The sequence below is a fragment of the Agromyces sp. NSFZ genome, from assembly GCF_056156205.1.
On the sequence record NZ_CM149585.1, the window covers coordinates 3449620 to 3475112 of the forward strand.

30 protein-coding genes are annotated in these 25493 nt (G+C 69.8%); 11 read left to right on the forward strand and 19 right to left on the reverse strand.

Going from position 1 to position 25493, the window contains the following annotated elements; genetic code table 11:
- Positions 1–104 precede the first annotated feature (104 nt).
- From ACVFI9_RS16385 to ACVFI9_RS16395, 3 genes are read right to left on the reverse strand one after another with little or no spacing between them, the layout of a single operon-like run.
- Positions 105–317: a hypothetical protein gene (locus ACVFI9_RS16385; RefSeq protein ID WP_092668337.1), complete on the reverse strand. Its 213-nt coding sequence runs from the start codon at positions 315–317 to the stop codon at positions 105–107.
- A gap of 15 nt (positions 318–332) precedes the next feature.
- Positions 333–776, reverse strand: coding sequence for a hypothetical protein (locus ACVFI9_RS16390; RefSeq protein ID WP_474763243.1), 444 nt, complete (start codon positions 774–776; stop codon positions 333–335).
- Entirely contained in the window at positions 776–955 is a 180-nt protein-coding gene (locus ACVFI9_RS16395) for a hypothetical protein (protein WP_133988495.1), read from the reverse strand. The genes ACVFI9_RS16390 and ACVFI9_RS16395 overlap by 1 nt, the downstream gene beginning before the upstream one ends.
- A gap of 146 nt (positions 956–1101) precedes the next feature.
- On the opposite strand from ACVFI9_RS16395, the gene ACVFI9_RS16400 reads away from it, so the two are divergent.
- Positions 1102–1266: a hypothetical protein gene (locus tag ACVFI9_RS16400; RefSeq protein WP_474763244.1), complete on the forward strand. Its 165-nt coding sequence runs from the start codon at positions 1102–1104 to the stop codon at positions 1264–1266.
- Positions 1267–1323: 57 nt separating this feature from the next.
- Positions 1324–2418, forward strand: coding sequence for a fatty acid desaturase family protein (locus tag ACVFI9_RS16405; RefSeq protein WP_092668333.1), 1095 nt, complete (start codon positions 1324–1326; stop codon positions 2416–2418).
- Between the two features lie 932 nt (positions 2419–3350).
- Here ACVFI9_RS16405 and arfB read toward each other — a convergent pair.
- The 9 genes from arfB to ACVFI9_RS16450 form a co-directional block, all read right to left on the reverse strand.
- Positions 3351–3788, reverse strand: coding sequence for an alternative ribosome rescue aminoacyl-tRNA hydrolase ArfB (gene arfB / locus ACVFI9_RS16410; RefSeq protein ID WP_474763245.1), 438 nt, complete (start codon positions 3786–3788; stop codon positions 3351–3353).
- Between the two features lie 129 nt (positions 3789–3917).
- The gene (locus ACVFI9_RS16415) at positions 3918–4418 is read right to left on the reverse strand and encodes a hypothetical protein (protein WP_474763246.1); all 501 of its coding nucleotides are present in this window, start codon (positions 4416–4418) and stop codon (positions 3918–3920) included.
- Between the two features lie 52 nt (positions 4419–4470).
- Positions 4471–5556: a thioredoxin gene (locus ACVFI9_RS16420; RefSeq protein WP_474763247.1), complete on the reverse strand. Its 1086-nt coding sequence runs from the start codon at positions 5554–5556 to the stop codon at positions 4471–4473.
- A complete protein-coding gene (locus ACVFI9_RS16425) occupies positions 5546–6043 on the reverse strand; it encodes a carboxymuconolactone decarboxylase family protein (RefSeq protein ID WP_474763248.1) in 498 nt (165 codons plus the stop codon). Before ACVFI9_RS16425 ends, ACVFI9_RS16420 begins: the two co-directional genes overlap by 11 nt.
- 19 nt (positions 6044–6062) lie before the next feature.
- The gene (locus ACVFI9_RS16430) at positions 6063–6989 is read right to left on the reverse strand and encodes an NADP-dependent oxidoreductase (protein ID WP_474763249.1); all 927 of its coding nucleotides are present in this window, start codon (positions 6987–6989) and stop codon (positions 6063–6065) included.
- 4 nt (positions 6990–6993) lie between these two features.
- Positions 6994–8076: an alpha/beta fold hydrolase gene (locus ACVFI9_RS16435; RefSeq protein WP_474763250.1), complete on the reverse strand. Its 1083-nt coding sequence runs from the start codon at positions 8074–8076 to the stop codon at positions 6994–6996.
- Between the two features lie 57 nt (positions 8077–8133).
- Positions 8134–9360: an epoxide hydrolase family protein gene (locus ACVFI9_RS16440; RefSeq protein ID WP_474763251.1), complete on the reverse strand. Its 1227-nt coding sequence runs from the start codon at positions 9358–9360 to the stop codon at positions 8134–8136.
- A gap of 161 nt (positions 9361–9521) precedes the next feature.
- Complete coding sequence (locus tag ACVFI9_RS16445) at positions 9522–10463, reverse strand: helix-turn-helix transcriptional regulator (protein ID WP_474763252.1); 942 nt, start codon at positions 10461–10463, stop codon at positions 9522–9524.
- A 17-nt stretch (positions 10464–10480) separates the two neighbouring features.
- Positions 10481–11113, reverse strand: a complete 633-nt coding sequence (locus ACVFI9_RS16450) for an MEDS domain-containing protein (protein ID WP_474763253.1) — start codon at positions 11111–11113, stop codon at positions 10481–10483.
- Between the two features lie 235 nt (positions 11114–11348).
- Between ACVFI9_RS16450 and ACVFI9_RS16455 the strand changes: the two genes are divergently transcribed.
- The 3 genes from ACVFI9_RS16455 to ACVFI9_RS16465 all read left to right on the forward strand — a co-directional run bounded on the left by ACVFI9_RS16455 (position 11349) and on the right by ACVFI9_RS16465 (position 14596).
- Positions 11349–12998: a CocE/NonD family hydrolase gene (locus tag ACVFI9_RS16455; RefSeq protein WP_474763254.1), complete on the forward strand. Its 1650-nt coding sequence runs from the start codon at positions 11349–11351 to the stop codon at positions 12996–12998.
- Positions 12999–13205: 207 nt separating this feature from the next.
- The gene (locus tag ACVFI9_RS16460) at positions 13206–13826 is read left to right on the forward strand and encodes a hypothetical protein (protein ID WP_474763255.1); all 621 of its coding nucleotides are present in this window, start codon (positions 13206–13208) and stop codon (positions 13824–13826) included.
- Complete coding sequence (locus ACVFI9_RS16465) at positions 13823–14596, forward strand: PspA/IM30 family protein (protein WP_474763256.1); 774 nt, start codon at positions 13823–13825, stop codon at positions 14594–14596. The genes ACVFI9_RS16460 and ACVFI9_RS16465 overlap by 4 nt, the downstream gene beginning before the upstream one ends.
- Positions 14597–14611: 15 nt before the next feature.
- Here the strand turns inward: ACVFI9_RS16465 and ACVFI9_RS16470 are convergent, their stop codons facing one another.
- Both ACVFI9_RS16470 and ACVFI9_RS16475 read right to left on the reverse strand, forming a co-directional pair.
- Positions 14612–14890 carry a helix-turn-helix transcriptional regulator gene (locus tag ACVFI9_RS16470; protein WP_474763257.1) on the reverse strand — a complete coding sequence of 93 codons (279 nt, stop codon included), beginning with the start codon at positions 14888–14890 and terminating at the stop codon, positions 14612–14614.
- Between the two features lie 17 nt (positions 14891–14907).
- On the reverse strand, positions 14908–15906 hold the full coding sequence (locus ACVFI9_RS16475; RefSeq protein ID WP_474763258.1) for a TerC family protein: 999 nt from the start codon (positions 15904–15906) through the stop codon (positions 14908–14910).
- 293 nt (positions 15907–16199) lie between these two features.
- On the opposite strand from ACVFI9_RS16475, the gene ACVFI9_RS16480 reads away from it, so the two are divergent.
- A complete protein-coding gene (locus ACVFI9_RS16480) occupies positions 16200–16544 on the forward strand; it encodes a DUF7882 family protein (RefSeq protein ID WP_474763259.1) in 345 nt (114 codons plus the stop codon).
- Here ACVFI9_RS16480 and ACVFI9_RS16485 read toward each other — a convergent pair.
- The gene (locus ACVFI9_RS16485; protein ID WP_474763260.1) at positions 16534–17463 is read right to left on the reverse strand and encodes a helix-turn-helix transcriptional regulator; all 930 of its coding nucleotides are present in this window, start codon (positions 17461–17463) and stop codon (positions 16534–16536) included. The two genes, ACVFI9_RS16480 and ACVFI9_RS16485, sit on opposite strands and share 11 nt — an antisense overlap.
- A 90-nt stretch (positions 17464–17553) precedes the next feature.
- Here ACVFI9_RS16485 and ACVFI9_RS16490 point away from each other — a divergent pair, with 90 nt between their 5' ends.
- From ACVFI9_RS16490 to ACVFI9_RS16505, 4 genes are all read left to right on the forward strand, one after another.
- Positions 17554–17757, forward strand: coding sequence for a hypothetical protein (locus tag ACVFI9_RS16490; protein WP_474763261.1), 204 nt, complete (start codon positions 17554–17556; stop codon positions 17755–17757).
- Positions 17754–18056 carry an antibiotic biosynthesis monooxygenase family protein gene (locus ACVFI9_RS16495; protein ID WP_474763262.1) on the forward strand — a complete coding sequence of 101 codons (303 nt, stop codon included), beginning with the start codon at positions 17754–17756 and terminating at the stop codon, positions 18054–18056. The genes ACVFI9_RS16490 and ACVFI9_RS16495 overlap by 4 nt, the downstream gene beginning before the upstream one ends.
- Positions 18057–18150: 94 nt before the next feature.
- Entirely contained in the window at positions 18151–19545 is a 1395-nt protein-coding gene (locus ACVFI9_RS16500; protein WP_474763263.1) for an HNH endonuclease signature motif containing protein, read from the forward strand.
- 115 nt (positions 19546–19660) lie between these two features.
- Positions 19661–19873: a hypothetical protein gene (locus ACVFI9_RS16505; RefSeq protein ID WP_474763264.1), complete on the forward strand. Its 213-nt coding sequence runs from the start codon at positions 19661–19663 to the stop codon at positions 19871–19873.
- A 3-nt stretch (positions 19874–19876) separates the two neighbouring features.
- Here the strand turns inward: ACVFI9_RS16505 and ACVFI9_RS16510 are convergent, their stop codons facing one another.
- The 3 genes from ACVFI9_RS16510 to ACVFI9_RS16520 are packed head-to-tail and all read right to left on the reverse strand — an operon-like array spanning position 19877 to position 22384.
- Positions 19877–20734 carry a hypothetical protein gene (locus ACVFI9_RS16510; RefSeq protein WP_474763265.1) on the reverse strand — a complete coding sequence of 286 codons (858 nt, stop codon included), beginning with the start codon at positions 20732–20734 and terminating at the stop codon, positions 19877–19879.
- Between the two features lie 11 nt (positions 20735–20745).
- Entirely contained in the window at positions 20746–21771 is a 1026-nt protein-coding gene (locus tag ACVFI9_RS16515) for a PHP domain-containing protein (protein ID WP_474763266.1), read from the reverse strand.
- A 31-nt stretch (positions 21772–21802) separates the two neighbouring features.
- Positions 21803–22384, reverse strand: coding sequence for a dihydrofolate reductase family protein (locus ACVFI9_RS16520; RefSeq protein WP_474763267.1), 582 nt, complete (start codon positions 22382–22384; stop codon positions 21803–21805).
- Between the two features lie 133 nt (positions 22385–22517).
- On the opposite strand from ACVFI9_RS16520, the gene ACVFI9_RS16525 reads away from it, so the two are divergent.
- Positions 22518–23483: a LacI family DNA-binding transcriptional regulator gene (locus tag ACVFI9_RS16525; RefSeq protein ID WP_474763268.1), complete on the forward strand. Its 966-nt coding sequence runs from the start codon at positions 22518–22520 to the stop codon at positions 23481–23483.
- 24 nt (positions 23484–23507) lie between these two features.
- Here the strand turns inward: ACVFI9_RS16525 and ACVFI9_RS16530 are convergent, their stop codons facing one another.
- Positions 23508–25403 (reverse strand): adenylyl cyclase, encoded by a 1896-nt coding sequence (locus ACVFI9_RS16530; protein ID WP_474763269.1) that lies wholly within the window; start codon positions 25401–25403, stop codon positions 23508–23510.
- Positions 25404–25493: the final 90 nt, after the last annotated feature.

Sequence of the window (25493 nt, forward strand, 5' to 3'; positions counted from 1 at the left end):
CTGGCCGTTTGCGCTGAGCGGTGATGTCCGGTTCGGTTGTCGAGACGCGGGCTTATCCGATCACCACAAATCGAGCCGCCGGCCAGCACCTAGATAGATCTGGATCAGCGCTCCGTTGCCCGCCGTTTTGTCTCGTCGCTGGAGCCGCTGCCGTGCCAGTGCTCGGCGTTGGCGTCCTTCCAGCGCTTCGCTCGCTCTTCGGCCGGTGTCGTGTTCTCGGCGGCGGCATCGCTGGTCGCGTCACCGTCGAGCGTGCCTCCGTCCGTCTCCCAACGTTCGTCCGCGAGTGCGCCCTCTTTGCGCGTGCGCTTCGACATAGCCCTATTCCTCCGCTACTCATAGGTGGATCGATGCGGCCGGAAGTCGATCCGCGCTGCGGCAGCGACCACTGCGGCGGCTCTGCTGGTCTCTACGCGCACCTGCTCGGCCGCGGTCTCGTCTCGACGGACCTTCTCGGCTGCGGCCTGTGCCCCGATGTCCGCGAGGATCTGGCCAATCATCTGGGCAAGCCCAGCGGCAAGCTCATCGAGGTTCGTGCGCTCGATGATCAGCCGACGGTCGGCGACACGCAATCCGACATCGGGGTAGCCCGCTTCGACCAGCCTCGCGTGAACGGCTGGTTGCTCGAGCAGTTCGAGCTCACGCGGGTCCGGTCGTCGCGTGAAGACCGCGGCGACGTCATACCGGGCCGCCGCGTCTGGCGTGCCAAGATCGGCCGGCAACTCGTTCACGAGGATGTGACTGACCCCGAACTCCTCGTTGGCGTCGGGGGTCATCACATGCCCGCTTTACGAGCGGGAACCCACGACGCGCGCACGCTGTCGGCCCACCGCGTCACGCTCGACGGATGGCCGTCGAAGTGCACCCAGAACGCGTGAGCGCGGGCGATCATGGATGCCTCGACCCGAAGCGCAGCGCCTGCCGCGCCACCCGGCACAATCTGATAAATGTTCACGTTCTTAGAGTAGGTGTCGCGGATGTGAGCGCCCACAGGTTCGCACCGGCATAGCCTGCACGCGGAATGCGAACGGGGATGGATCACTCGCCGTGGGAGTTGTCAAGGACCTCTCGTCGTGGCCCCATTCTTCGTACTCTTCTAGTGTGTGGACCTTGATCATCGTGTTGCTCGCCGTCTGGGCGATCCTGGCGATCGTCGGGTTCGTCTTCGAGGGCCTACTGTGGCTCGCAATGATCGGTTCCGTCCTGTTCGTCGGCACCCTCATCATCGGCATCATCCGTCAACGCGCACGGAAGCCTCCCGCCTAGCGTTGCCGCCACCGCATGCCCAGCCTGGCGTGCGGTGTCGTAGAGAGCGGCCCCATCATGACCTCCGACATCTCCCCAGTCCGCAGGACGCACAAGCCGTCGAGCGTGCCCGCGGAGTCATCCACCAGCTCGTTCACCGATCTGGCTCGCATCATCAAAGGTGCCGGCCTGATGCACCGACGATACGGCTACTACTGGACAAAACTGATCAGCGTGCCACTCGCCTATGCGGCCGCTATCGCACTGTTCATCTGGATCGGCGACACCTGGTGGCAGATGCTGAGCGCCGTCGGCTTCGCCGTTCTGTTCACGCAAACCGCGTTCCTCGGCCATGACGCCGCGCACCGGCAGATCTTCCGATCCGGCAAGTGGAACGACTGGACCAGCCTCATCCTCGGCGGGTTCGTCGGCATGAGCTACGGGTGGTGGCAGCACAAGCACACCCGGCACCATGCGAACCCCAACCAGATCGACGTGGATCCCGACATCGACCTGCCCGTGGTCGTGTTCACGCCGGAGCAGGCCGAACGCGACCGGGCGGCGATCCTCCGCTGGGTCATCGGGCACCAGGGCTACTTCTTCTTCCCGATCCTGCTGCTCGAGGGACTCTCGCTGCACGCGTCGAGCGTGCACCGGGTGTTCGCCAGAGCCACTCTCCCGCACCGTTCGGTGGAGATCGCGTTCCTCGCCGTACGCATCATCGGCTTCCTGGCGCTCGTGTTCCTCGTCCTGTCGCCGGACAAGGCGGTGGTGTTCCTGGCGGTCCAGCTCGGCCTGTTCGGCTTCTACATGGGCATGGCCTTCGCGCCGAACCACAAGGGGATGCCGCTCGTGCCGAAGGGCGTGAAGCTCGACTTCCTCCGGCGGCAGGTGCTCATGAGCCGCAACATCCGCGGCAACCGCGTGATCGACGTCGTCATGGGCGGGCTCAACTACCAGATCGAGCACCATCTCTTCCCATCGATGCCGCGTCCGCATCTCCGACGCGCGGCGCCGATCATCGAGGCGTACTGCCACGACCACGAGGTCCCGTACACCCGAACCACGCTGTTGCGCTCGTACGTGATCGTCTTCCGGTACATCAACCGGGTCGGCCTCGGCGAACGCGACCCCTTCGAGTGCCCGCTCGTGATGCAGCGCACCAGCATCTAGACACCAAACCCTCGAATGGCTCCAGCTGCGCGGCCGCAAACGGCCAGATCACTCACCGTGCGCCCTTTGGCAACACGCCTTGATCCGGCGCCGGACTTCCGTCGCCACGAGACCCGCCGACACCGAAATCTGTGCCATTAATGTGCCATTAAATGAGCGAAAACCATCTGAAACCAACTGTGACCGTTTCGAAGAATCCCTGATCAGCGCGATATCGCAACCATAGGAATTGAGTGAGAACCGCCCAGGCTCACTGAAAATCGAAAGGTCACCGGATCGATGCCGGTCGGAGCCACAGATGGAAACCCCCGGGAGACCGGGGGTTTTCTCGTGTCAGCGGGCCATTCCGCGGGGCCGCCGGTGATGCACGTCGACCACGGAATGACCGAGCACTCGTGCCAGGCCCGGTCTTCGGGAAGCCATGGCCACCGTGCGGCGAGGCGACACGCTCGTGGTCTACCAGCTCGACGCCTGGCCGGATCGCTGCCTGACGCGCGCGACATCGCGGACGAACTGACGAAGAAGGGCATGTCACTCAGCCTCGGCGGCAGCGTCTACGACCCGAACGATCCTGTCGGTCGGCTGCTGGGCAGGCAACCGAAGCTGTCCCCATCGCTGCGAAGGCACCTGCTCGACACTTACGACGGGGGCACCCACACCCAGGAAGAGCTCGCTCATCTCTTGCGGGTCTTCCGCCACCACGATCTACCGCGAGCTGCAGCGCCGAGTCTGGCAGATCCTACTCGGCGGGCGCGACCACAGGTTGGCTCCTCCCCCGATATGCGGGACGACACGATCGTCGCGTTCCCATCGCCCCGCCTTCACCCTCGACCACCGCGATATCCGCTCCGTCGGAGGGATCCCGGCGAGGGATCCCAATGGGAAGTCCGCCCAGGTCGACGGCGTCCTCCCGTCCGGGAGTGGCTCGGTGGTCAGTCGACGGGTGGACGACGCAGCCGCTTGACGTCGGTGCGCCGCTTCTTCGCCTCCAAACGCCGTTCCCTCGCACCGCGGCTCGGTCTCGTGGGTCGTCGCGACGGTGACGGCGGCCGCAGGGCGTCGGCCACGACCGCGGCGAGCCGAGCACGCGCCGCATCCCTGTTGCGCAATTGCGCGCGATGCTCGGATGCCGCGATCGTCAGTACGCCGTCGACGATCCGATTGCCCAGACGCTCGAGGAGTCGTTCACGCTGGAGCGGAGAGAGGACGGCCGAGCCTGCCACATCCCACACGAGTTCCGCGCGGGAGTCGGCAGTGTTCACACCTTGCCCGCCGGGACCGGACGACCGCGAGAACCGCCACGACAGCTCGGACTCGGGGATCGTGAGTCCAGCGTTGACCCGAAGACCTGGACGGTGGGCGGCGGGCATGGGTCCATCATCCTCTTGCGGTCGGAATGCGCGCGCAGACGTATCCCTGAGTGAACCCGGCCGACCATCACGTCGGCATGCTGGACCGTCGAATCAGCCACTGGGGCACGCCGGGCCTGCGCACCGCGCTCAGAAACCGAGGTCGAACGCGTCCCCCGCGTCCGGCGCTGAGGATGAGGGCGAGTCGAGGCCGAGGTCGGGCGTGCTCCAGGTGCTCCACGCGACCGAGATGAGCGAGTACCACACGACGGTGTCGAGGATCGATGCACCGACGAACGCGTTCGTCTCCGCTCGCGCCGCGGTGTCTTCGAGGGTTCGGGTGATCGAGCCCGGCCGGCGACCCTCCGCCAGCGCCGCCGATCGGGCCAGGCTCTCCGGCCGGGCGTCGACCGGACGCTCATCGTCGGCTGCAGCCGACGCCGTGAAGCGCTCATAGAGCAGGTCGAGCTGGGCGGGAGTGAGCCGTGCGAACGCCTCGACATGTGCCTGCTCGATGACGTCCCGCGGTGCCGTGCGCAGCATGCGTTCGTAGTGGTCGACGGCCGCGGCATCCCTGATCGGGATCCCGGCCGTGGTGGATTCGGTGTCGTCTTCGGCCCTCCGGCCGAGAAGACGGTCGAGCAGACCCATCGGATGCTCCTCTCCTGTCGTCGTACCGTCCACGTTGCGAGCCTGGACGCGGTCAGCCGAAGGTGAAGCAGTACACCTCGGCGCCGGCCTCGAGGAACTCGATCTCGAACAGGCGGTCGGTGATCGGCCCCGGCTGGCGGACGAGCTGGGAGGTGTTCTGGTCGCGGACGATCCCCCGACCATCGGAATCCACGTCGGTACCGTGCGCGTCGCCGACGGCCCGACCATCGAGCGTGACCCGGAACGGGATCGAGCGGCCCGGGCTCCGCGGCCCCATCACGAGGTTGACGTCGCGAGCGTGGAACCGGAAGGCGACCCGGGCGTCTGGAGCGTTCGAACCGGCGGCATGGCCTGCGACGGTCCAGTTCCCCGAGAGGTCCCAGGCGTTGAGCGGCAGCGAGGGAGCCGCAGCGTACTCGTGCGGCCGGTCGAATGCCGCGACGCGCTCCGACGCGAAGCCGCTGCTCTGGAGGTACCCGAGATACGTCTCGGGCGAGCGCAGCGACGGCCAGTCGGCCGGAACCTCGAGTCCGCGCGGTTCGACCGCGACGAGATCCTGGTCGAGGTCGCGGGCTCCGGCATCGAACAGGAGCCGCTGGATCACCATCTCGGTCTGCGCGTACTCCCCCTCGCCGAAGTGGTGATGCCGGAGGCGTCCCTGGGTATCCGCGATGTAGACGGCCGGCCAGAAGCGGTTCGCGAAGGCACCCCACACCCGGTACCCGCTGTCGACGGCGACGGGATACTCGACGCCCAGCTTCCGGGTTTGCGCGGTCACATTGTCGAGGTCGGCTTCGAAACCGAACTCCGGGGTGTGCACGCCCACGACGGTCAGGCCGGCGTCGGCGTACTTCGAGGCCCACGCGCGGACGTAGGGCAGCGTCCGGATCCAATTGACGCAGGTATAGGTCCAGAAGTCGACGAGGACGACTCGCCCGCGAAGCGCGTCGGGCGTCAGCGGCTCGGAGTTGAGCCATGCCGTCGCACCGTCGAACGAGGCGAGCCGCCCCTCGTCGGGAAGCGCGCCCTCGTCCTTCGCCAGCCAGTGGGCGATGGAACGGACGATGCCGGGGCGGCCCGGGGCATCCGGTTCCGTCCCGACCGCGGCATCCTCGGTCGGTCTGCGTTCATCGAGCATTCGAACCACCTCCTGGGACGGCACCTTGGGCGAGTTTCAGGCGAGTCCAGACGTTCATGTTGATGACGACCGCGGCGATCTCGGCGACCTGGAGCTCGCTGAAGTGGAGGCGAAGCTCGTCGTGCAGCACGGCGAACCCGGCGAGGTCGTACGTCGTGAGTCCCTCGCAATAGGCCAGCGCGGCCTGCTCGGCGAGCGAGAACATCGCGCTCTCGCGCCAGCCCGGGAGATGGGCGATCACCTCGGGCGGGATCCCGACTCGGCCCGCCTCCCGGACGTGCAGGATCAGGCAGTACGGGCAGGGTTCGAGCTGGGCCACGCGGAGTCGGAGCAGTTCCGCCAGGCGTGGATCGAGCGACAGCCGCGCGGTGTATCCGAACTGGGCGGCCATCTGCTTCGCGAGCGCGTGGAACGGCGTGAGATCGGGGTCGAAACGCGTGTTCTCGAACCGGACCCCTCCTCCGGTGTCCGCCGCGACGTCCGCCATCATGGCCTCCATTCGTGGATCACCCGGTCGTGCCGGCGACGGAGATGATGGTCTTCCCCCGCACGTGCCGTTCGGGGGCGAACGCCGCGGCGGAATCCGCGAGGGGCCGCACCGCGCCGACGATGGGTCTGAGGCGCCCGTCCTGGAGACGGTGGGCCAGCTCGGCGAGACCCACGCGGTCGGGCTCGACGACGAAGAACACCGCCTGGCCGTCCAGCGGCTGTCGCGGAGGGGGGCCCGCGATCGTCACGACCCGGCCGCCCGGGCGCAGGACGGCGAGGGATCGCTCGAAGACCTCGCCGCCGAGCACGTCGAACACGAGGTCGACCTGTCCGATCTCGCCGAGCGCGCCCGACTGCAGATCCACGAACTCGTCCGCGCCGAGCTCGAGCACGGTGTCACGGTCGCCGGCCCTGCCGGTGCCGATGACCCGGGCGCCGGCCTCGCGGGCGAGCTGGACCGCGATCGAGCCGACGCCGCCTGCCGCACCGTGGATGAGCACCGTCTGCCCGACGGCGAGGTGCCCGTGATGGAAGAGGCCCTGCCACGACGTGAGCCCGGAGATCGGCAGTGCCGCGGCGGTGACGAAGTCCACGCTCGCCGGCAACGGTGCGAGGTTGCGCGCCTCGACGGCCGTGAACTCGGCGAGCGAGCCGTTGCGCGTCCAGTCGGTGAGCCCGAAGACACGCTGGCCCACGGTGAGGCCGGTCGTGCCGTAGCCGAGTTCCACGACGACGCCCGCCAACTCGTGGCCCGGCACGCTGGGCGCGCGGTCCCGACCCGCACGGTCGATCCAGGTCCCGGGCCACGTCAGTTCGCCGGTCGTGAATCCGGCGGCATGGACGCCGACGATCACGTCGTTCTCGGCGGCGTGCGGATGAGCGAGGTCGGTGAGCACCATCGCGTCGACGCCGAGCCCCTCGCGGGCCACGGTGATGGCCTTCATGACGCTATCCCGCGCCGAGGAAGGTCGTCACCAGCTCGAGCATCTCTTCGGGCGCCTGTTCGGCGACCCAGTGCCCGACGCCGGGGATGACGGCGGTTTCGACATCGATCGCGGCCGGCATGATGCCGCCGGCGGCGGCCGGACCCCAGCTGTGCTCTCCGCCGATCCCGAGCACCGGGATCGTGAGCTTCTCCTGCTGGCGCAGGCCATTCTGCTCGAGCGTGGCGTCCCATGCTCGATAGAGCCCGAAGCTGGCACGTAGCGCATCCTTGTCGCGGTTGTAGAGATCGACGTAGTACTTGATGACGGGGTTCGGGAGCGTCTGCCCGCCGCCTTGGATCGCGAACTCGTACCGATAGAACTCATCGGCGTTGCTCCGGACCATGTTGATGATGAGTTCGTCGTCGACGCGGTTGAACGGGATGTGCCACAGCCGGTTGTTGAGGAACTCGGGAAGGAACAGCGGTGGCGGCGGGTGTTCCTCGTCCGTCAGGCCGGGAGGGCCGGGGATCTCCGCGACCACCATCCGCTCCACGCGGTCTCGGTGATCCGCAGCCAGCGCGTACGCGATGATGTATCCCGTGTCGTGGCCGACCAGGGCGAACCGCTCATGTCCGAGCTCGGTCATCAGCGCGGCGAGGTCGTCGGCGAGGGTGGCCGAGTCGTAGCCGTCCGCAGGTGTGTCCGTCAGCCCGATGCCGCGCTGGTCGACCGCGATGACGGTGAAGTCCTGGGCCAGCGTGGGCATCAGGAAGCGCCACGCGTACCAGTTCTCCGGCCAGCCGTGCACCAGGAGCAGCGGCGGACCGTCGCCGCCGACGACCGCATGCTGGCGGATCCCGTTGGCCTGGATGAACCGGTCCTCGAAGAGGTCGGCGAACCCCGCGGGAAGCTGTGGGGCGTCGGCGAGGGAGCCGTCCGGACCGCCGTTCGGAGCAGCAGCGGCCGCCGTCGACCCGGAGAGGATCGACATCCCCGTCGCGACCGCGACGCCGCCGATCAATCCGCGCCGAGTCAGCCCGTTCCGTGTCGGATGCACCGTGGGCACAGCGTCGTCGGCGCCCGGCGTTCCTTCTTGATCGTGCATGGGTTCCTCCTCACCCGATGGTGGGTATGGTTCGCGAAGTACGGTCCGCGAGTCCGGTCAGCGCAGCGGGCGGAAGGCGGCCCGCAGCTCGTCGGTGAAGATCTGCGGCTCCTCCCACGCGGCGAAGTGGCCGCCGCGTTCGGCTTCGTTGAAGTAGGCGAGATCGGGGTAGACCGCCTCGACCCAGCTGCGAGGGGAGGCCCAGATCTCGCCGGGGAACGTGGTGAAGCCGACCGGCACGGAGACCGGGGGTGGGGCCTGCCCGCTCGCGAGGGAGGCGGCGAGGGCTCGCGCGTCCTCCCAGTACGACCGAGCCGCCGAGTCCGCCGTGCCGGTCAGCCAGTAGAGGGTGATGTTGTCGAGCACGCTGTCGCGGGTGAGGCCGCCGACGGGCTCGCCGTCGACGAACGCCCGGGAGATCTTGTAGTAGCTGTCGGTGTCGTGGTCGAGCAACCAGGCCGCCAGTCCGACGGGCGAATCCAGCAGGGAGTACGAGATGGTCTGCGGTCGGGTGGCCATCTCGAGGAAGTAGCCGAAGCCGTCCTCCCGGAACGTCCCGAACGCCGCGGCCGCGGCGCGTTCCTGTTCGGTCTCGCGGGGGAAGTGATCGCCGACCGCGAGCGTGGCCGTGAGCAGGCTCAGGTGGTAGCCGACCAGGCCGTCGACACCCTGCCGACCCATGAGGTCGGTGACGAGGGCGCCGACATCGCCGCCCTGGGCGACGTACCGGGTGTAGCCCAGGCGCCGCATGAGCTCGGCCCACGCCCGCGCGGTCCGGGCGGAGTCCCAGCCGAGTTCGATCGGCTGGCCCGAGAATCCGTACCCGGGCAACGACGGGAGCACCAGGTGGAATGCGTCGTCGGGGGTGCCGCCGTGCGCCGTCGGGTCGGTCAGCGGGCCGACCGTCTCCAGCAGCTCGACGACCGAGCCGGGCCATCCGTGCGTCATGATCAGCGGCAATGCGTGCTCATGGCGAGACCGGACGTGGATGAAGTGGAGGTCCACGCCGTCGATCTGCGTGACGTACTGCGGCAGGGCGTTCAATCGCGCCTCGCCGCGGCGCCAGTCGTAGTCGCCGGCCCAGTACCTGGCCAGGGCCTGCATCGTCGCCGACTGCACCCCCTGCGAACGATCGGGTACGAGTTCCTGGGACGGCCAGCGCGCGGATGCGACACGCCGCCGCAGGTCGTCGATCGACGACTGCGGGAACTCGACGGTGAACGGGCGGATGGCGGTCGCGTCGGCGTTCTGTCCGGCTTCGGACCGACGCTCGGTGATGGTCATGGCATGCTCCTGCGATCGTGGCGGCGGATGTCGCGAGTCGAATCTGTCGCGCCGACGGCCGGGCCGCGTCCGTAGGACTCCGCAATCCGGGCAGGACCCACGCGAGAGTTGAGGGAAACCCCTCAACTCCGGCGTGCCTCGCCGGCTGATGCGAGGTCGGCCTACGCGAAGCCGTGGCGGAGGGCGTAGGCGGTCGCTTCGCTGCGCCGAACCACCCCGATCTTGCGATAGAGGCTCGTGACATGACGCTCGACCGTGCGGTCGCTGAGCCACATGAGACCGGCGATCTCCTTGTTGCTGAGACCCTGGGCGAGCAGGCCGAGCGTCTCGATCTCGCGCCGCGTCAGGTGGAGGAGCGGAGTGCGCGTGTGCGAGGCATCCGCTCGGTCGGAGGACACCCTCGGGATGGCGCGCTCGACTCGGGGGCGATCCGATTCGGGCGACGACACGTCGGCGATGAGGCGGGACGCGGCTCGGATGCGACGAGCGACCGATTCGAGCGAGGTGTGCGTGTCGTCGACGAGTGACCGGAGGAGTTCGCTGTGCCGGACCAGCGCGGCCTCGGCCACGGACCGCGCCGCCTGCTCGTGCGCGAGGCGACGTGCGGTGTGGATCGCGATCGCCGCCTGGCTCACGGCGACGCGCAGCAGGTGCGTCTCCCTCGGGGTCGGGAAGTCACCGCGTCCGGAGGACACGAGCACCAGGCCGGTGTCCCACGGCAACGCGAGCGGGAGCCGAGTGACCCGGAAGACACCGAACTCCTGCGCGTCGACCTCGATCGTCGTGAGCCCCCCGGTGAGGGCCCCGCCCGCCTCGAGCACCAGCTGCAGCTCGAGGGGCTGGCGCTGCCCCGACGGACGCCAGCACTCCAGCGGACCGCCGTCGTCCTGGGAGTCGTCGAAGCGCGCATACGCCCCGTCGGCCCGCAGGATGCTGAAGAGCACACTCAGCAGGCCCGTGGCGATCTCGATCGGCTTGTGGTCGACCCACATCGCCGGGAGCGCGAGCAGTGCGCCGAGATCGCGCAACCACTTCCGGGAATCCCCGATCGCCGGGTCACCCGGCTCGGGCACCAGTGAGTCGCCGGTCGACACTGCGTCCACGCCGCATCCGATTCGCTTCAGCGCCCCACGCGGGGGCGGCGCTCCTGCAGGAACTCCGACGGAGGGACGAAGAAGGGGTTCTCCTGCAGCAGCCCGCCGATCAGGACCATCGGATGCGTGCGGAGGATGTCGATGACGAATGCCCCCTCGAACCTCGTGGCGTCGTACGAACAGATCACGACGTGCTCGTGGTGCGCGTGGATGAAGTTCGCACGCGCTTCGAACTCGATGAGGTGATTCGAGACGTCCGAGCGGTCGGCCGCCCAGCCCATATCGCACCACATCCGGATTCGCGGCTCGTCGTGGCCGACCAGCACGTCGTCGAGCAGTTCCAGCATCGCGGTCTGGTCGAAGTCGCCTCCCCTGAGGTAGGTCTCGGTCCACGTGCGCACCTCGGCCTGACGTCGCTCCAGGAGCACGGCGGCGTCGTATCCGAGATGGCGCAGCCGGTTCACCGGAGCTGCCGACGCGGCGGGGTCGACCAGGTAGAGCAGCCGATCGCCGCCGTCGATGCCCTGCCTGATGAACGGATCGAGGACGGCATCGACCTCGCCCTGGTCGTTCACGAAGGCGCACACGTGGCGGTAGCGGTCGAGCACCGCGCCCGCGAACGTGACCGGGTCTGCCGTGCCATCCCCGTCCGCAGCCATCTCGATCCCCTTTCGCCGGATGGGTCGCCCGGGGAACCGCGACGCGAGCAACCGCCAGGCGGGTGCAGCGCGTGCCTCACCGCCGGTTCCTGAGGAAGCCTCATGCCCAGAGTAGGGCCCTACGATATCAGGGCGAGCGGCGTCGGATGAAGATCCCGTGACGAACGACCACCCGCTACCGGCACGCACCACCGGCTGCTAGCGTGGCACGCCCGCACCCCGGAAAGGATCGCCGATGTCGTCGACGCCCTACCTCTTCCGCCCGCCGCGCAGCACGCCCGAGTCCAGGGGTGGCCGGCCACCAGAGCCGCGCACCGAGCACGTCGACGGGATGATCATCGAATGGGATGTCACGGTCACGACCACGGCCGGACGCACGGTGATCGCCGACATCTACCGTCCCGACGGCGGAGCCCCTGCACCCGTCCTCATCGCGTGGTCGCCGTACGGCAAGCACAACCCGGCCCCCATCGGCGTGATCTATCCCGACAGCGGAGTGCGACCCGAGGACATCGGCCCGAGGACGACGTTCGAGGCGCCCGACCCCGACTACTGGATCCCGCACGGCTACGCGATCGCCGTCGCCGACATCCCGGGCACCTGGTACGCCACCGGCCCGGCGACGTACTGCTCGCCCGAGGAGGCCGAGGACTTCCGGGACTTCATCGAGTGGGCGGGCACGCGCGAGTGGAGCAACGGGAAGGTCGGGCTGTCGGGTGTCTCGTACCTCACCGTCTCCCAGTGGCGGGTCGCGGAGCTGAACCCGCCGCACCTTGCCGCCATCAACCCGTGGGAGGGGTGGAGCGACACGTACCGGGAGGTCGCCCGCCACGGGGGGATCCCCGAGACCTCGTTCTGGCCGTACATCTGGGAGCGCTGGGGCGCGGGCACGGGAGACATCGAGGACCTCGAGCAGGAGACGATCGACCACCCGTTCCTCGACGAGTTCTGGGAGACGAAGGCCGCCCGGCTCGAGCGTATCGAGGTGCCCGCCTGGGTGGTCGGCAGCTGGTCGGACCAGGGACTGCACAGCCGCGGTACGCTCGAGGGCTTCCGCCGCATGGGCTCGGAGCTGAAGTGGCTCGACATCCACGGCCGGAAGAAGTGGGCGGAGTACTACCGGCCCGAGAACGTCGAGCGGCAGCGCCGGTTCTTCGACCGGTTCCTCAAGGACGTCGACAACGGGTGGGAGGACCGAGCCGCCGTGCGGTACGAGGTGCGGGAGGCCTACGACCGGGGCGAGGTCGCGACAGCGGATGCCTGGCCCGTTCCGGGTGTGCGGTACGCACCGTTGTACCTCGGCGAGCGCGGGGCACTCGCCGAGACTGCGCCCCGCACGGAGTCGCTCGTCGAGTACGACGGACTCGCGAGCGGCATCGGGGCGCACCGTGTGCTGTTCGAGCACACCTTCCCGCAGCGCACCGTGCTCGTCGGTCACGCGACCGCCGAGCTCCAGGTGTCCGCCCCCGATGCCGAGGACATGGACCTGTTCGTCGGCCTGTTCAAGCGCGGCGCGGACGGCGAGGTCGTGGGATTCGCGCACTACGCGCAGTTCGAGGACGGCCCCGTCGCGCTCGGCTGGCTGCGGGCGTCGCACCGGGAACTCGACGAGGAACGCTCCGAGCCGTTCCTGCCGGTGCTCGCCCACCGGCGGGCACTGCCCTTGGAGGCGACCGGGCCGACGCGCGTGACGGTCGAGGTCCTGCCGTCGGGGACCGTCTTCGAGGCCGGTGACACCCTCGTGCTCGTCGTCCAGGGACGCGACATCATGGATCACCCCCAGCTCGTGTACGCCCGCCATCGCGACACGGTGAACCATGGCCCGCAACGCGTGCACCTCGGGGGCGACGATCCGTCGCGGCTCATCCTGCCGTATCTCGACTGATCGTCGCCGCGCTCCTGCGAATCCGACCGCCGCGCTCCTGCGAATCTGTTGCGAGCCCTCACGTTTCCGCCGGAGTGGGCGTAGGTTTGCGTTATATCGCGTATCCGACCCGGATGGCGACGCCGGGGGAGGATGTCGCCGGGCCATCGACCCGGCCGTGTGGCATCCGCTCACCGACGCCGTCCCCCGAACCTGGAGGTGGTCGTCGTGGAGATCCTCGGCTGGGTGCTCCTCTCGCTCCTGGTCATGGTCGCCGTCTCGATGGTGACCGTGTTCCTGGTCCTGCGTGCGGTCGTCAGACGCGTTCGTCGCAACCGGGCGCTGGGCGACGCGGTCCTCCGGACGCGTGCCCGGTTCAGCACCGGACCCCGGGGTACGGTCCGGCGGCTCCGGGTCCGCCTGCACGAGACGCTGAGCAGCGGCCGTACCGCGGTCGAACTCACCGCCCGCGGAGCCGGTCCGCGCGGTGAGCTCGTCGGCATCTTCCGGCGCATCCAGCAGGAGGGCGAGGCGCTCGACCTCCAGCTCCGACTGCTCGAGAGCGAGACGGATGCCGCGGCGCTGGCCGAAGACCTCCCGAGCGCCACGCAGCGGGTCGATCAGGTCGCGGTCCTGGTCCGTCGCCTGCGCTCGGCGGTCGCAGCGGGGCTCGCCGGCCTCTCCGACGACGGCCTCGCGGAGCTCAGCTCCGACGTGGAGCATGAGGTCGCCGCCCTGCACGCCGGGGTCGAGGCGCTTCGCACGCTGAACGGCCGCGCTGCACACCTGGAGCCGACCGCCACCGAACGATCACGACCACCGATCGAGATGAGGGGAAACCGATCATGAGCGACAACCGGTCGCGCATCCGCACGATCTTCCGGACCAAGACCTCGAAGGCGCTGGACAAGATCGAGGACCCCCGAGAGCTGCTCGACCACAGCTACGACCAGCAGGTGAGGATGCTGCAGCAGGTGCGCCAAGCGCTCGCCGAGGTCGCCACGGCGAAGAAGCGCGTCGATCTGCAGGGTCGGGAACTCGGCTCCCGCTACGCGCGACTGGGCAGCCAGGCCCGCGAAGCGCTCAGCCAGGGCAGGGAGGACCTCGCCCGCGCCGCGCTCGAACGCCGGTCGCTCATCGAGCGGCAGGTGGCGCAGCTGCAGGACCAGTACACCGGGATGCAGCAGCAGACGGCGCAGCTCGAGGAGCGCGAGCGCCGGCTGTCCGAGCAGGTGGCGGCCTTCCGCATCGAGAAGGAGACGATCAAGGCGACCTACACCGCGTCCGAGGCGCAGGTGAAGGCGAACGAGGCCGTGGCGGGAATCGGCGCCACGATCGACGACGTCGGCACCAGCCTCGACCGTGCGCGTGACCGGGTCGCCCAGATGCAGGCTCGCGCCGCTGCCACCGACGAGCTGCTTGCCAGCGGTGCGTTGAAGGACCTCACCGCCCCGCCCGACGCCGACATCGAACGGCAGCTCGCCGCGATGAGCGCGCAGGCCGAGATCGACCGCCAGCTCGAGGAGCTGAAGGGCGATGGCCGCGCGTCCGGCGGCCGGCGTGCACCCGGCGACCCTGACGATGCGGGCGAGTGGCTCAGCATCGGTGGAGCTTCGTGACGATCGGGCACGGCGTCAACCGAGGTCGCTCATCGCCTCGATGAGTTCGCCGACGGTGTGTGCGGCGTTCGACGGATGCCGCAGCGGCCGGTCGGGGTGCAGCACGTAGTGGTTGCGCCGTCCGCGCCGTTCGCGCTCGAGGTATCCCGCGCCCTCGAGGTCGTTGAGGATCGTGACGGCCGACCGCGTGCTGACGCCCACCGCGGCGGCCAGGTGCTCGATCGTGGCATCCGGATCCTTCGCGACCTGCAGGAGCACGTGGGCATGGTGCGTGAGGAACGTCCACTGCGGCATGGGTTCATTGTGGCGTGTCAGTCGCGCCGGGCGCGGCTCTCGGCCAGCTCCTCCTCCGTCGCCTCGCGGAACATCGGGGCGTGAGGGCCGCTGAGCGGCCGTCGGCCCTGCCCCCGGGTGGCGACGAGGCTCGCGATCACGGTGACCGCGAGGATGCCGACGATCACTCCGAGCGAGAGGGTCGTCGGGACCTTCCACACGTCGTGCAACGCCATCTTGGCGCCGACCCAGATGAGGATCGCCGCGAGGCCGATCTTCAGGTAGACGAAGCGGTGCACGAGGTCGGCGAGTAGGAAGTACATCGCGCGCAGCCCGAGGATCGCGAAGGCGTTCGCGGTGAAGACCAGGAACGGCTCACTCGTGACGGCGAAGATCGCGGGGATCGAGTCGACGGCGAAGACGATGTCGGTCACCTCGATGAGCACCAGCACCGCGAGCAGGGGAGTCGCGACGAGCGCCCCTCCCACGCGGGTGATGAGCTTCTGGCCGTGGAAGACGTCGGTCATCGGAACGAATCGACGGAACAGCCGCAGGATGCGCGAGTCGGCGGGGTTGCCGTGGTCGTTGCGATGACGGAGCATCTGGATGCCCGTGACGACCAGCAGCGCGGCGAACACGTAGAGCACCCAGGCGAAGCTCTCGAGCAGGGCCGCGCCGAGTGCGATGAAGATGCCACGGAAGACGAGCGCGCCGAGCACCCCGAGGAAGAGCACCCGGTGCTGGTACCGCGCGGGTACGCCGAAGCTTGCGAAGATGATCGCCCACACGAACACGTTGTCGACCGCGAGCGACTTCTCGATCACGAAGCCGGCGAAGTACTGCTGGCCGAACTCGGCGCCGAACAGGCTCCAGATGATCACGCCGAAGGCGATGCCGGACAGCACCCAGAACACCGACCAGCCCAAGGCCTCCCGGAGCCCGATCTCGTGCGCCGAGCGGTGTGCCACCAGGTCGATGACGAGCATGACGACGATGACGGCGAGCACGGCGAGCCATGCCCAGAGTGGGATCTCCACGATTCTCCTTTCCTTCGAATCAGTGAAGCACGCTTCACGTGTTGAATCGAAGTGTGAAGTGAACTTCACAGGTAATCGGAAGGTGTTCCCACCATCACGTCCGACGATGATCCGCAATCGGCCGAACAGCATCCGATTCCGGAAGAATCCTCGCCCTGTACGCGTCGCTGCGACGACGCGGTGCTTACGGTACCTCCACGGCCGAGGTCGAGACGTCGAAGCCTGGGGGGAGCTTCGCCGCTCGACCCCGCTGCCGCGTCCCCCGTACCCGAGCACCGCGACGGAGGCCCGCCATGGGCACGCTCATCTACAACGGTCGGATGTCGCTCCCCCTCGACGACCGCACCCTCGCCCATGTCCAAGCCGTCGTCGTGAACAAGCTCCGACGGCGCGAGCGCTTCGCGTTCACGGCGACGGTCGACGGGGCCGAGGTCGTCTCGTGGATCGGGACATCGACGCCGCTCGAGTTCGTCTTCTCCGGCAACCGCCGCCCGGTGCTCAACCGCGCCTGGCTCGAGCTGCTCGCCGACGCAGCGTCCTCGAACGGCGGGCTCGTCATCGTTCCCGAGCCACCGGAGCCGGCCGAGCCGCAGGACGCCGCCAGGACGGCCGGCGCGGCAGTGCCGATCAGCGTCTGAGCGTCTCCGACGGTTGCTCGCCGAACACGCGCCGGTACTGTTCGGCGAAGCGCGGAAGATGCGCGAAGCCCCAGCGGCGCGCGACTGCGGCGACCGTCATGTCGGCCCCGCCCGCGAGCAGTTCCGATCGGATGGACTCGAGTCGGATGCGCCGCAGGTACTGCATCGGCGTCTCACCGCGTTCACGCGTGAACGCCGCGTGGAGTCCACGCGTGGAGACGAACGCGGCTGTCGCGACATCCGTCATCGTGATCGGCTCGGCCACGCGTTCGCGCATGAACTCGATCGCCCGGCGCACCACGACCGAACCCCCCGACCGGCCCTCGCCGGTGTCCAGCCAGTTCGTCGGGAAGACGTGCAGGAACGCGGTCGCGAGCTGGTGGAAGGCGGCGGTCGCGATCATCGGATGTGCGAAGAGGTCGGGCGTGGCCTCGATCGACGTGCGGATGCCGCGCACCGTCGCCTGCCAGTAGGCGGCGAGCTCCGGCGACAGCGGCGCGGTGCCGGTCCCTCGGATCCGCAGCTCGCCGTTGCCCGTGGCCGTTCGCGCGATGCGCTCGACGGCGCGCGGGTCGAGGGCGACGACCGTCGCGCGATGCGCCTCCCATGTGGCATCCATGCCCTCGGCGGGAGCGAGGAACGGGTGGCGGATGTCGACGGCCTCACGCCCGTGCACGCCGTCGAACCGCCCGGAGATGGTGACGGCCGTCAGGCCGGCGGCGCCCGTGACGGCGGTTCCCGGCGTGTCCCACGCCAGGTCCACCATCGAGAATCGGTCGGCCGTCAGGGCGTCGATGCTGACGCGGAATGCATCGGGCTCCGCTCGCCCGTACCTGATGTCGGGGAACGAGTCGGTGAGGTGCTGCGCCACCGCATCGGGTGTGCGCAGCGTCATGGAGGCACGTCGCACGCCCGTCATGCTGCCTCCTTCCCCCCGGCGGCGCTGCCGGGAGAACCACCTTACGGACATTCCGGCGTGATGCAACCTCGGCCACGTCAGAATGAGCAGATGACAATCAACCCGATCGAACGGGCGCAGATGCTCAAGGCGATGGCCTCGGAGACGACCGAGGCCATCACCCTGCTCGCCGAGAGCGGCGAGGTCACCCCTGGCAGCGCGGTCTTCGACGCCGTCGCCAAGCTCGCCATCCAGGCGAACGGGATCTCGAACGTGCTGGTCGAGGTGCTGAACGAGCTCCGAGTGCGCGGATGAGCTACGAGATCATCTGGACCTACGAGGTGGAGCCCGACCGGCGCGACGCATTCGAGCGGGCGTACGGCGCCGAGGGGGACTGGGCGCGGCTGTTCGCCCGCGGGGACGGCTTCCTCGAGGTCGTGCTGCTCGCCGACGCCGACGTGCCTGGGCGGTATGTCACCATCGACCGCTGGCGGGACGCGGCATCCTTCGACCGCTTCCAGGAAGAGCACGGCGACGCGTACGCGGCCCTCGACGATCGGCTCGCCGATGTGTCGGGGCGGGGCACGAGGCTCGGCGGGTTCGTGCGGCGCTGACGCGCACGGCTCACTGCACGGCGTGCGGTATTGCACGGTTGATCAGCGGTTCCCGTGGCCCGTGGATGTCGGTGGGTGCTGCTTGGATGGAAGCATGTCAGCCGCCCCCGATGCCACGCCGCGCGAGGCGCTGGAGCGTGAGCTGGCGTTGATCAGGTCGCACGAGGCGGCCATCCGGCGGCGGCACGCCGAGCAGTACCGGCGCATCCAGCGGGCGCGTGAGCTCGCGGCGGTGGTCGAGGGCGTCACGCCGGCGAGTACGTCTGCCGAGCGCGACCTGGCGACCCGTTCGTTCGTGGCCGAGCTCGCGACCACGCTCGGCCAGCACGAGGCATCCGCGTCACGGCTGATGGGCGAGGCCGAGCGGTTGACCGGGCCGCGTCGGGCCACGCTCGACGCGCTCGAGGCCGGCGAGCTCGGGGTGACCCAGGTGCGGTCGGTGCTCGAGTTCACGCAGGGCGTGCCCACTGAGGTCGCCGCCGCCGTCGAGCGGGTCGCGCTCGATGCGACATCCGACGCGGCGGCGCACGGCATCGTGTCGACGAACACCGACCTGCGTCGCCGCATGCGCCGGGTGCGCGAACGGATGCACCCCGAGCCCCTCGTCGACCGGCACGCGCGCGCCGTCGCCGAGCGACGCGTCTGCGTCGACCCGGCACCCGACGGGATGGCCTGGTTCGGCCTCTACGTGCAGGCCGAGCGGGCCGTCGCGATCCACGCGCGACTCCGGGTACTCGCCGCCCGCGACGCATCCGACGACCACCGCACGGCCGCGCAGCGGGCCGCCGACCTCGCCGCCGACCTGCTGCTCGGTGGGACGCTCGCCGACGACGAGCGCACCCGTTGGGGTGTCGCCGGCGCGACCGGTGCGGTACGACCGTGCATCAACGTGACCGTGCCGGTGCTCACCCTGCTCGGCCTCGACGACGAGCCGGCCGAACTCGAGGGCTACGGCCCCATCGACGCCGACACCGCCCGCCTCCTCGCCGCACACGCCCCGGCGATGCGGCGCATCCTCGTGCACCCCGAGACCGGTGTCACCCTCAGCTACGGTCGCGACCACTACCGCGCACCGGCCGACCTCGACGGGTTCGTCCGCGTCCGCGACGGGCAATGCCGCTTCCCGGGCTGCAACCGCCGCGCAGAGTACGCCGACCTCGACCACACCGACGGTTGGGCGCACGGCGGCGAAACCGATGCCTCGAACCTCGCAGTCCTCTGTCGACACCACCATCGCCTCAAGCACGAGAGCGGCTGGCAAGTGCTGCACGAACCCGGCGGCGTGATGCGATGGACCTCACCCGCCGGACACGTGCTGCGCACCCTGCCCGAACGGCCATTCGCGCCAGTGCGGATGGGTGAAGGCGTGAGTCCGCCAGACACGGAGCCGATCGTCGACGACCCGCCGATCCCACCCGACCCCCTCGGCGCGTCATTCGACGAGGAGTTGCGGTGGCTGCTGGAGCAGTACGACCCGGCGCCGTTCTGACATCTCCAGGCTCGGCGCTTGCGTGCCGCGCTCCCGCACGCGGCGAGGCAGAGGCATCCGCTCGCCGCCGTGTCAAGGGGCGGCGGGCGGGCGGCGGCCGTGCGACCCTGAGCGCATGGACACGCAGGACGCACCCATCGAAGACGGCCACGACGAGGCGAGTATCGACGACAAGATCGCCGGGATCACGGAACAGATGCGCGGCGACGCCGCCCTCCGGCACGTCGACGGCCTCCGGTCGATGGCGCGGCAGCGTCTCGAGGAGGCACACCTGCCTGCCGATGAGTCGACGGTCGACGCCGTGGTGCGCGCGGTGGGGCGCCCGTAGCGCTCAGAACAGCGACGGGACGAGCTGGAGTCCGAGTCCGCTCGCGATGAACCGGTTGCGCCGGTCGTTCGTGAACTGCGCGACCCAGTCGAACCGCCCGATGTCGGCGATCTCGACGTACTCGCCCGCTCGGCTCTCGGCACCGAAGCCCACCCGGAGACCGTCGTAGTACCGCGACTCGAGCGGCTCGGTGATCACCTCGACGTGCGGCAGCGTGCCCGCCAGTCGCTGCACGAGACGCGCTACCAGCGCGCGCCCCCGCTCGTCGACGCGAACGGTGGCGCGCCGCCGCGAGAACGAGACCCCGAGCTCGCGCGCGCACGCGTCGAACAGCCGGTCGTACGCGTGCACGTGCCGCGCGACCGCCTCCACCTCGAACCCGTCGTCGGGCAGAGCCCGTCCGGCGTCGGCGAGTGCGAGCAGCCGGAAGTGCCTGGAGTGTGCGCCGTCGTCGTTGCCGAGCCCCTGCGCCCGAAGCGTCTGATGCACGGTCGCGAGGCGCACCACGGGCTCCGTCGCATCGAGCAACCGGCGTGCACACTCCAAGGCCAGCACGTTGGTGGGGTCGGAGACCACTTCGGTGCTGCGCGTCGTGGTGACCGTCCGATCCTGGGAGGTGGGTGCGATCACCGAATTGACTCCGAGCGGTGCCACCGGCGAGAGGAGCACGGCGTCGAAGCCGTCGGCGGCCTCGAGCGCGAGGCGGTCGAGGGTGTTCGCGAGGCGCTGGTCGAGCATGCTCGGCGTCACGGAATCGTCGCGCCGATACTGGGCGAGCAGGTCGGCCGGACGCCGGCGCGCCGCCTGCTCGCGCACGAGGCGAAGCAGCTCGCCGCGCGTCCGACTCGGTGATCCGTGCATGCGGATGCCGTTCAGACCTTCGCGCCCGCCCACTCGAGCACGCGCTCGGCGGGCCAGGTCGTGACGATGCGGTCGGCCGGCACGCCGTTCGCCTCGGCCCGGGCGGCCCCGAGCTCGAGGAACGAGAAGTGGCCGGGCGCGTGCGCGTCGCTGTCGATCGTGAAGCGGCATCCGGCCTCCAAGGCCAGCTGGATGAGCTCGTCGGGCGGGTCCTGCCGCTCGGGCCGCGAGTTGATCTCGACGGCGACGTCGTGCTCGGCGCACGCGGCGAACACGGCACGCGCGTCGAACGTGGACTGCGGTCGCGTGCCGCGGGAGCCCTCGACGAGCCGGCCCGTGCAGTGGCCGAGCACGTTGGTGTGCGGATCGGCGATGGCGCGGAGCATCCGTGCCGTCATCTCCGGCGACTCCATGCGCAGCTTCGAGTGCACGCTCGCGACCACCACATCGACGCGCTCGAGCATGTCGGGCGTCTGGTCGAGCGCGCCGTCGAGGAGGATGTCGACCTCGATGCCGGAGAGGACCCGGATGTCCCCGGCGGCGCCGCTCGCGTTCAGCTCGTCGAGCACGTCGAGCTGTTCGAGGAGCCGCTCGGTGCTGAGCCCGTTCGCGACCCGCAGGCTCGGCGAGTGATCGGAGAGCACGAGGTACTCGAGCCCCATCATCGCCGCGGCGCGCGCCATCGCCTGGATCGTCGTGGTGCCGTCGGACCAGTCCGAGTGCGCGTGCAGGTCGCCGCGCAGCTGCCCCCGCAGGCCGCCGTGCTTCGCAGCGATCGCGGGGCCGATGCGGGCGCGCAACTCGACGAGATAGCTGGGCACATCGCCCGCGACCGCCTCGGCGATGACCGTGTAGGTCGTGTCGCCGATGCCCTTGGTGCGCTTCAGGCGGCCGTCGCGCACGCGCGCCGCGAGCTCCGCACCGGAGTACTCGCCGATGACGTCGGCGGCCCGCCGGAACGCCTTCGACTTGAACGACGAGGCGCGGTCGCGCTCGAGCAGGAACGCGATCTCCTCGAGGGCCGCCACCGGATCCATCTGCCCATTCTGGCCCGGCACGGGGCATCCGTCACTCGGGATGCTCCCCCGGCGGGCCGGCGAGCACGGTCGGGATGTACTCGAGCAGCTGCAGACGACCATCGAACAGGCGGTGGTCGACGAGCTCGAGCGCGACGTCGGGCCAGCCGTCGTAGATGCGGTCCTGGCCGGTGGCGCCGTTGATCACGGGGAAGAGCACGACCCGGAATCGATCCACGAGCCCCGCCTTCAGCAGCGACCGGCACAGCGAGACACTCCCGAGCGTTCGTAGCGGCACGCTGCCGTCCCGCTTCATCCGGCGCACCGCCTCGATCGCGTCGCCCGAGACGAGCCGGGCGTTGGGCCAGGCGAGCGGCTCCCGGATCGTCGAGGAGAACACGACCTTCGGCATCGCCGCGAGCTCCGCCATGCCGTCCTCATCGGGGTACTCCCGGGCGAGCTCGGCCATGAGGCGGTACGTGTTCGCCCCCATCAGCACAGGGCGATCGCGTTCGGGTGATTCGGCCAGCCAGCCGAGGTACTCAGGGCCGCCCATGCCCCAGAGGCCCGGCCATCCCTCGGCGGCTCCGAAGCCGTCGAGCGAGGTGATGAAGTCGATGGTGAGCTCGGGCATCGGATGTCCCCTCCTGCCGTTTCGAACGACCAGATACGAGTGGCAGGCTAACTCGAACATTGGTGTTCGACAACCCATTCGCCGCAGGCGGCGGGACTAGGGTGCAGACGGAGACGAACTTCCAGGAGGATGCGTGGCCCGAATCACGAGTGCGGATGTCGCGCGGGAGAGCGGCGTGTCCCGCACCACGGTGAGCTACGTGCTGAACGGCACGCCGGGCGCGTCGGTCTCCGAGGCGACACGCCGTCGTGTGCTCGACACCGCCGCGCGGCTCGGCTACGCCCCGTCCGCCGCCGCCCGGACCCTGCGCAGCGGCCGCAGCGACCTCGTGCTCTGCGTGCTCCCCGACTGGCCCGTGGGTCCGGTCGTCGAGACGATGCTCGACCACCTCGCCGACGACCTCGCCGAGCGCGGTCTCTCGGTGCTCGTGCACCACGTGCGCGGCGATCGCCCACTGTCCGACCTCTGGCGCGCGGTCACGCCGCGCACCGTCGTGGGCCTCACGGCGTTCGAACCCGAGGAGGTGCGCGCCATGCGGCGGGCGGGCATCCAGGTCGTCGACACCAGCGCCGACGAGCCCGGGGCGGAGGACCCGCAGCCGCGCATCGGCCGCCTCCAGGCCGAGCGACTCATCGACGCCGGGCGCACCCGGCTCGGATACGCCACGACCGCCGACCGACGGGTCGCCGAGTTCGCGGAGCAGCGCCTCGCGGGCGTGCGCGCGGCGTGCGCCGAGCACGGGCTGGCCGAACCCGCGGTGGTGCCGGTCGACGTCGACGCGGCATCCGGAGCCGCGGCCGTCGAGATCTGGCGCGAGGCAGGAGCCACGGGTGTCGCCGCGTACAACGACGAGGTCGCGTTCGCGGTGCTCGCGGGTGCTCGAGCCGCCGGGCTCGCGGTACCGGACGACCTCGCGGTCGTCGGGGTCGACGACGTGCCGCTGGCGGCGCTCGCCTCGCCGCCGCTCACCACCGTCACGCAGTCGATGGAGCGCGAGGCCGCGTACCTCGCGGCCCGGGTGCGCGCGGCGCTCGACGGCGAACCGGCGCCGAAGCGCCCGGCCGGCGGGCCCGCGCTCGTGGTGCGCGGGTCCGCCTGACCCCGGGGCCGAGTCAACCTTGCATCAGGGCAGCGGGTAGCGCACCAGGTACTGCGGCACGCCGATCTTCGTGGTGTCGGCCTGCCCGCCGATGCCGTTCACGACGTGCTCGATCGTGCCGGCGCTGAGGTTCACCGTCATGATGTGGTGGAGCACGACGCCCGGAGCATCCGGCGCCTCGAACCCGTTGGCGGTCACGATCGACGGGTTGTTCTGGTTGAACACGTAGACGCCGCCACCGTGGAGCGTGTGCTCGGTGACCGTGTCGGCGACCTTGTAGCCCGCGTACCCGAGCGTGCCGTCGGGGCGGGTCCAGTCGGCCTGGGTGGGCGGGTCGTACGGCAACTCGTTCTGGTACAGCACCGTCGTGCCGCGCTCGCCGTTCCAGACGGTGTTGAACTGCTGGAAGTGCTCGACGAACAGGCCCGTCGCCGTCACGTCGTCGCCGTTCACGATGACGCCGGTGCGACCGGTGTTCGTGTTCCAGCGATCGGTGTCGCCGTTCACGCCCTCGGTGAAGCCCTCGACGCCGTGGTCGCCGCGCCACACCCAGGTGTGGTCGATGAGCACGTGGTCGCTGTTCACGACGAGCGCCGTGTCGACCTTGCCGATGTGCGGCCCGCCGACGCGGAAGTACACGTCGGAGAGCGTGATGGGGTTGGTCTCGTCGACCTTCGCCGACTTCCTGTCGCCCGGCTGACCCACCTGCAGCAGCACCGGCGACTCAACCGTGCCCGCGTCGATGGTCACGCCGGCCACGACGATGCCGGGAGCGTCGGCGAGCTTGAGCGGAACGGCGCCGTCGACCGCGGTGAGCGTGGCGTGGCCCATGCCCAGCACGACGGTGTCGGCGCGCTTGACGTTGATCGTGCTTTCGACGTCGTACACGCCCGGCGTGAGCAGCAGGTGCTTGCCCTTCGCGAGCGCGGCGTTCATCGAGCCGACCGGGTCGCCCGGCTTCGCGATGTGGAAATCGGTGATCGGGATGCTGCGGCCGGGCGTCTCGCCGTCGGCCCAGGTGATGCCGCGCGTGCCGGTCTGCGCGTCGGGAACGCGCACGGCGTAGCGACCCTCGTCGTCGACGAAGAGGTACGGCCTCTCGCGGCTGACGGGCGTCTCGTCGAGGGTCGTGTACGGCGGGTTCGGGAACTCCGCGTCATCCGGAGCCCCCTCGACGCCCGAGAAGACCTGGTTCCACACGCCGTTCGACCAGCCGGCCACGGAGCTGTTGCGAGTGAGCCACTGCTGCTGCGACCCGTTGATCGTGAACGGCAGCCGCGAGTCGGCGATGAATCCGCCGCTGGCGTACTGGGGTCCGGCGGTGCAGTAGTCCATGAGCGAGAGGTTGCCGCCCGACACGTCGAGTCGGCGCATCGAGACGGCCTGCGAGACCGCCCAGAAGTTCGCCGAGGCGCGGCATCCGTCTTGGCCCGCCCCGTTCACCTGCAGCGAGAGGTTCGAGATGGTGCGCCAGAAGTTCACGAGCGCGATGCAGTTCGAGGTGCCGCCGCCTTCGAGGCAGCGGTTGTACACCTCGAGCTTGCCGGTGATGTCGACGTCGCCGGGAAGCGCACCGAGCCCGGCGACCTCGGTGTAGTAGCCCACGCGGGCCTGCAGCGGGTCCTCGTCCGAGCCGTAGGCGCCGGGCAGGAACAGCACGCTGTGCCGTGCCGTCGACATCTCGGCGTCGGTCTGCGCCGCGGCGAGCGCGTCGAGCATCGCCTGCACCTCGTCCTGCGGCATCGCCGGATCGACGATGGTGACGTTCGGGCCGAAGTCGGGCGCGAACGGGTCGATCTCCGCCGCGCTCTCGGCGTGGGCTGCGCCGGCCGTGCCCACGGCGGTCAGCAGTGCTGCCGCCACGGCGAGTCCGGGGGTCGCCCGGCGCAGGGTGCGCTCGGGTCGGGTCAGGGTGCTCATTCGGTCGAGTCCTCCTCGTCGAGGTCGGCGCCGTCACGCGGGCAACGGAGTCGTTGTCGCGCAAGTGACTCGTGTCACCTCGGCGTACCC

Bases quoted from the DNA above. Each gene is read 5' to 3' on its own strand.
- ACVFI9_RS16505 (WP_474763264.1), top strand. From the start codon at position 19,661: ATGGACACGCAGGACGCACCCATCGAAGACGGCCACGACGAGGCGAGT.
- ACVFI9_RS16390 (WP_474763243.1), bottom strand. From the start codon at position 776: ATGACCCCCGACGCCAACGAGGAGTTCGGGGTCAGTCACATCCTCGTG.
- ACVFI9_RS16515 (WP_474763266.1), bottom strand. From the start codon at position 21,771: ATGGATCCGGTGGCGGCCCTCGAGGAGATCGCGTTCCTGCTCGAGCGC.
- ACVFI9_RS16430 (WP_474763249.1), bottom strand. From the start codon at position 6,989: ATGAAGGCCATCACCGTGGCCCGCGAGGGGCTCGGCGTCGACGCGATG.
- ACVFI9_RS16500 (WP_474763263.1), top strand. From the start codon at position 18,151: ATGTCAGCCGCCCCCGATGCCACGCCGCGCGAGGCGCTGGAGCGTGAG.
- arfB (WP_474763245.1), bottom strand. From the start codon at position 3,788: ATGCCCGCCGCCCACCGTCCAGGTCTTCGGGTCAACGCTGGACTCACG.
- ACVFI9_RS16485 (WP_474763260.1), bottom strand. From the start codon at position 17,463: ATGACGGGCGTGCGACGTGCCTCCATGACGCTGCGCACACCCGATGCG.
- ACVFI9_RS16420 (WP_474763247.1), bottom strand. From the start codon at position 5,556: ATGCTCGATGAACGCAGACCGACCGAGGATGCCGCGGTCGGGACGGAA.
- ACVFI9_RS16450 (WP_474763253.1), bottom strand. From the start codon at position 11,113: ATGGCTGCGGACGGGGATGGCACGGCAGACCCGGTCACGTTCGCGGGC.
- ACVFI9_RS16440 (WP_474763251.1), bottom strand. From the start codon at position 9,360: ATGACCATCACCGAGCGTCGGTCCGAAGCCGGACAGAACGCCGACGCG.
- ACVFI9_RS16405 (WP_092668333.1), top strand. From the start codon at position 1,324: ATGACCTCCGACATCTCCCCAGTCCGCAGGACGCACAAGCCGTCGAGC.
- ACVFI9_RS16385 (WP_092668337.1), bottom strand. From the start codon at position 317: ATGTCGAAGCGCACGCGCAAAGAGGGCGCACTCGCGGACGAACGTTGG.
- ACVFI9_RS16455 (WP_474763254.1), top strand. From the start codon at position 11,349: ATGTCGTCGACGCCCTACCTCTTCCGCCCGCCGCGCAGCACGCCCGAG.
- ACVFI9_RS16490 (WP_474763261.1), top strand. From the start codon at position 17,554: ATGACAATCAACCCGATCGAACGGGCGCAGATGCTCAAGGCGATGGCC.
- ACVFI9_RS16470 (WP_474763257.1), bottom strand. From the start codon at position 14,890: ATGCCGCAGTGGACGTTCCTCACGCACCATGCCCACGTGCTCCTGCAG.
- ACVFI9_RS16480 (WP_474763259.1), top strand. From the start codon at position 16,200: ATGGGCACGCTCATCTACAACGGTCGGATGTCGCTCCCCCTCGACGAC.
- ACVFI9_RS16495 (WP_474763262.1), top strand. From the start codon at position 17,754: ATGAGCTACGAGATCATCTGGACCTACGAGGTGGAGCCCGACCGGCGC.
- ACVFI9_RS16425 (WP_474763248.1), bottom strand. From the start codon at position 6,043: ATGGCGGACGTCGCGGCGGACACCGGAGGAGGGGTCCGGTTCGAGAAC.
- ACVFI9_RS16520 (WP_474763267.1), bottom strand. From the start codon at position 22,384: ATGCCCGAGCTCACCATCGACTTCATCACCTCGCTCGACGGCTTCGGA.
- ACVFI9_RS16435 (WP_474763250.1), bottom strand. From the start codon at position 8,076: ATGCACGATCAAGAAGGAACGCCGGGCGCCGACGACGCTGTGCCCACG.
- ACVFI9_RS16465 (WP_474763256.1), top strand. From the start codon at position 13,823: ATGAGCGACAACCGGTCGCGCATCCGCACGATCTTCCGGACCAAGACC.
- ACVFI9_RS16415 (WP_474763246.1), bottom strand. From the start codon at position 4,418: ATGGGTCTGCTCGACCGTCTTCTCGGCCGGAGGGCCGAAGACGACACC.
- ACVFI9_RS16530 (WP_474763269.1), bottom strand. From the start codon at position 25,403: ATGAGCACCCTGACCCGACCCGAGCGCACCCTGCGCCGGGCGACCCCC.
- ACVFI9_RS16510 (WP_474763265.1), bottom strand. From the start codon at position 20,734: ATGCACGGATCACCGAGTCGGACGCGCGGCGAGCTGCTTCGCCTCGTG.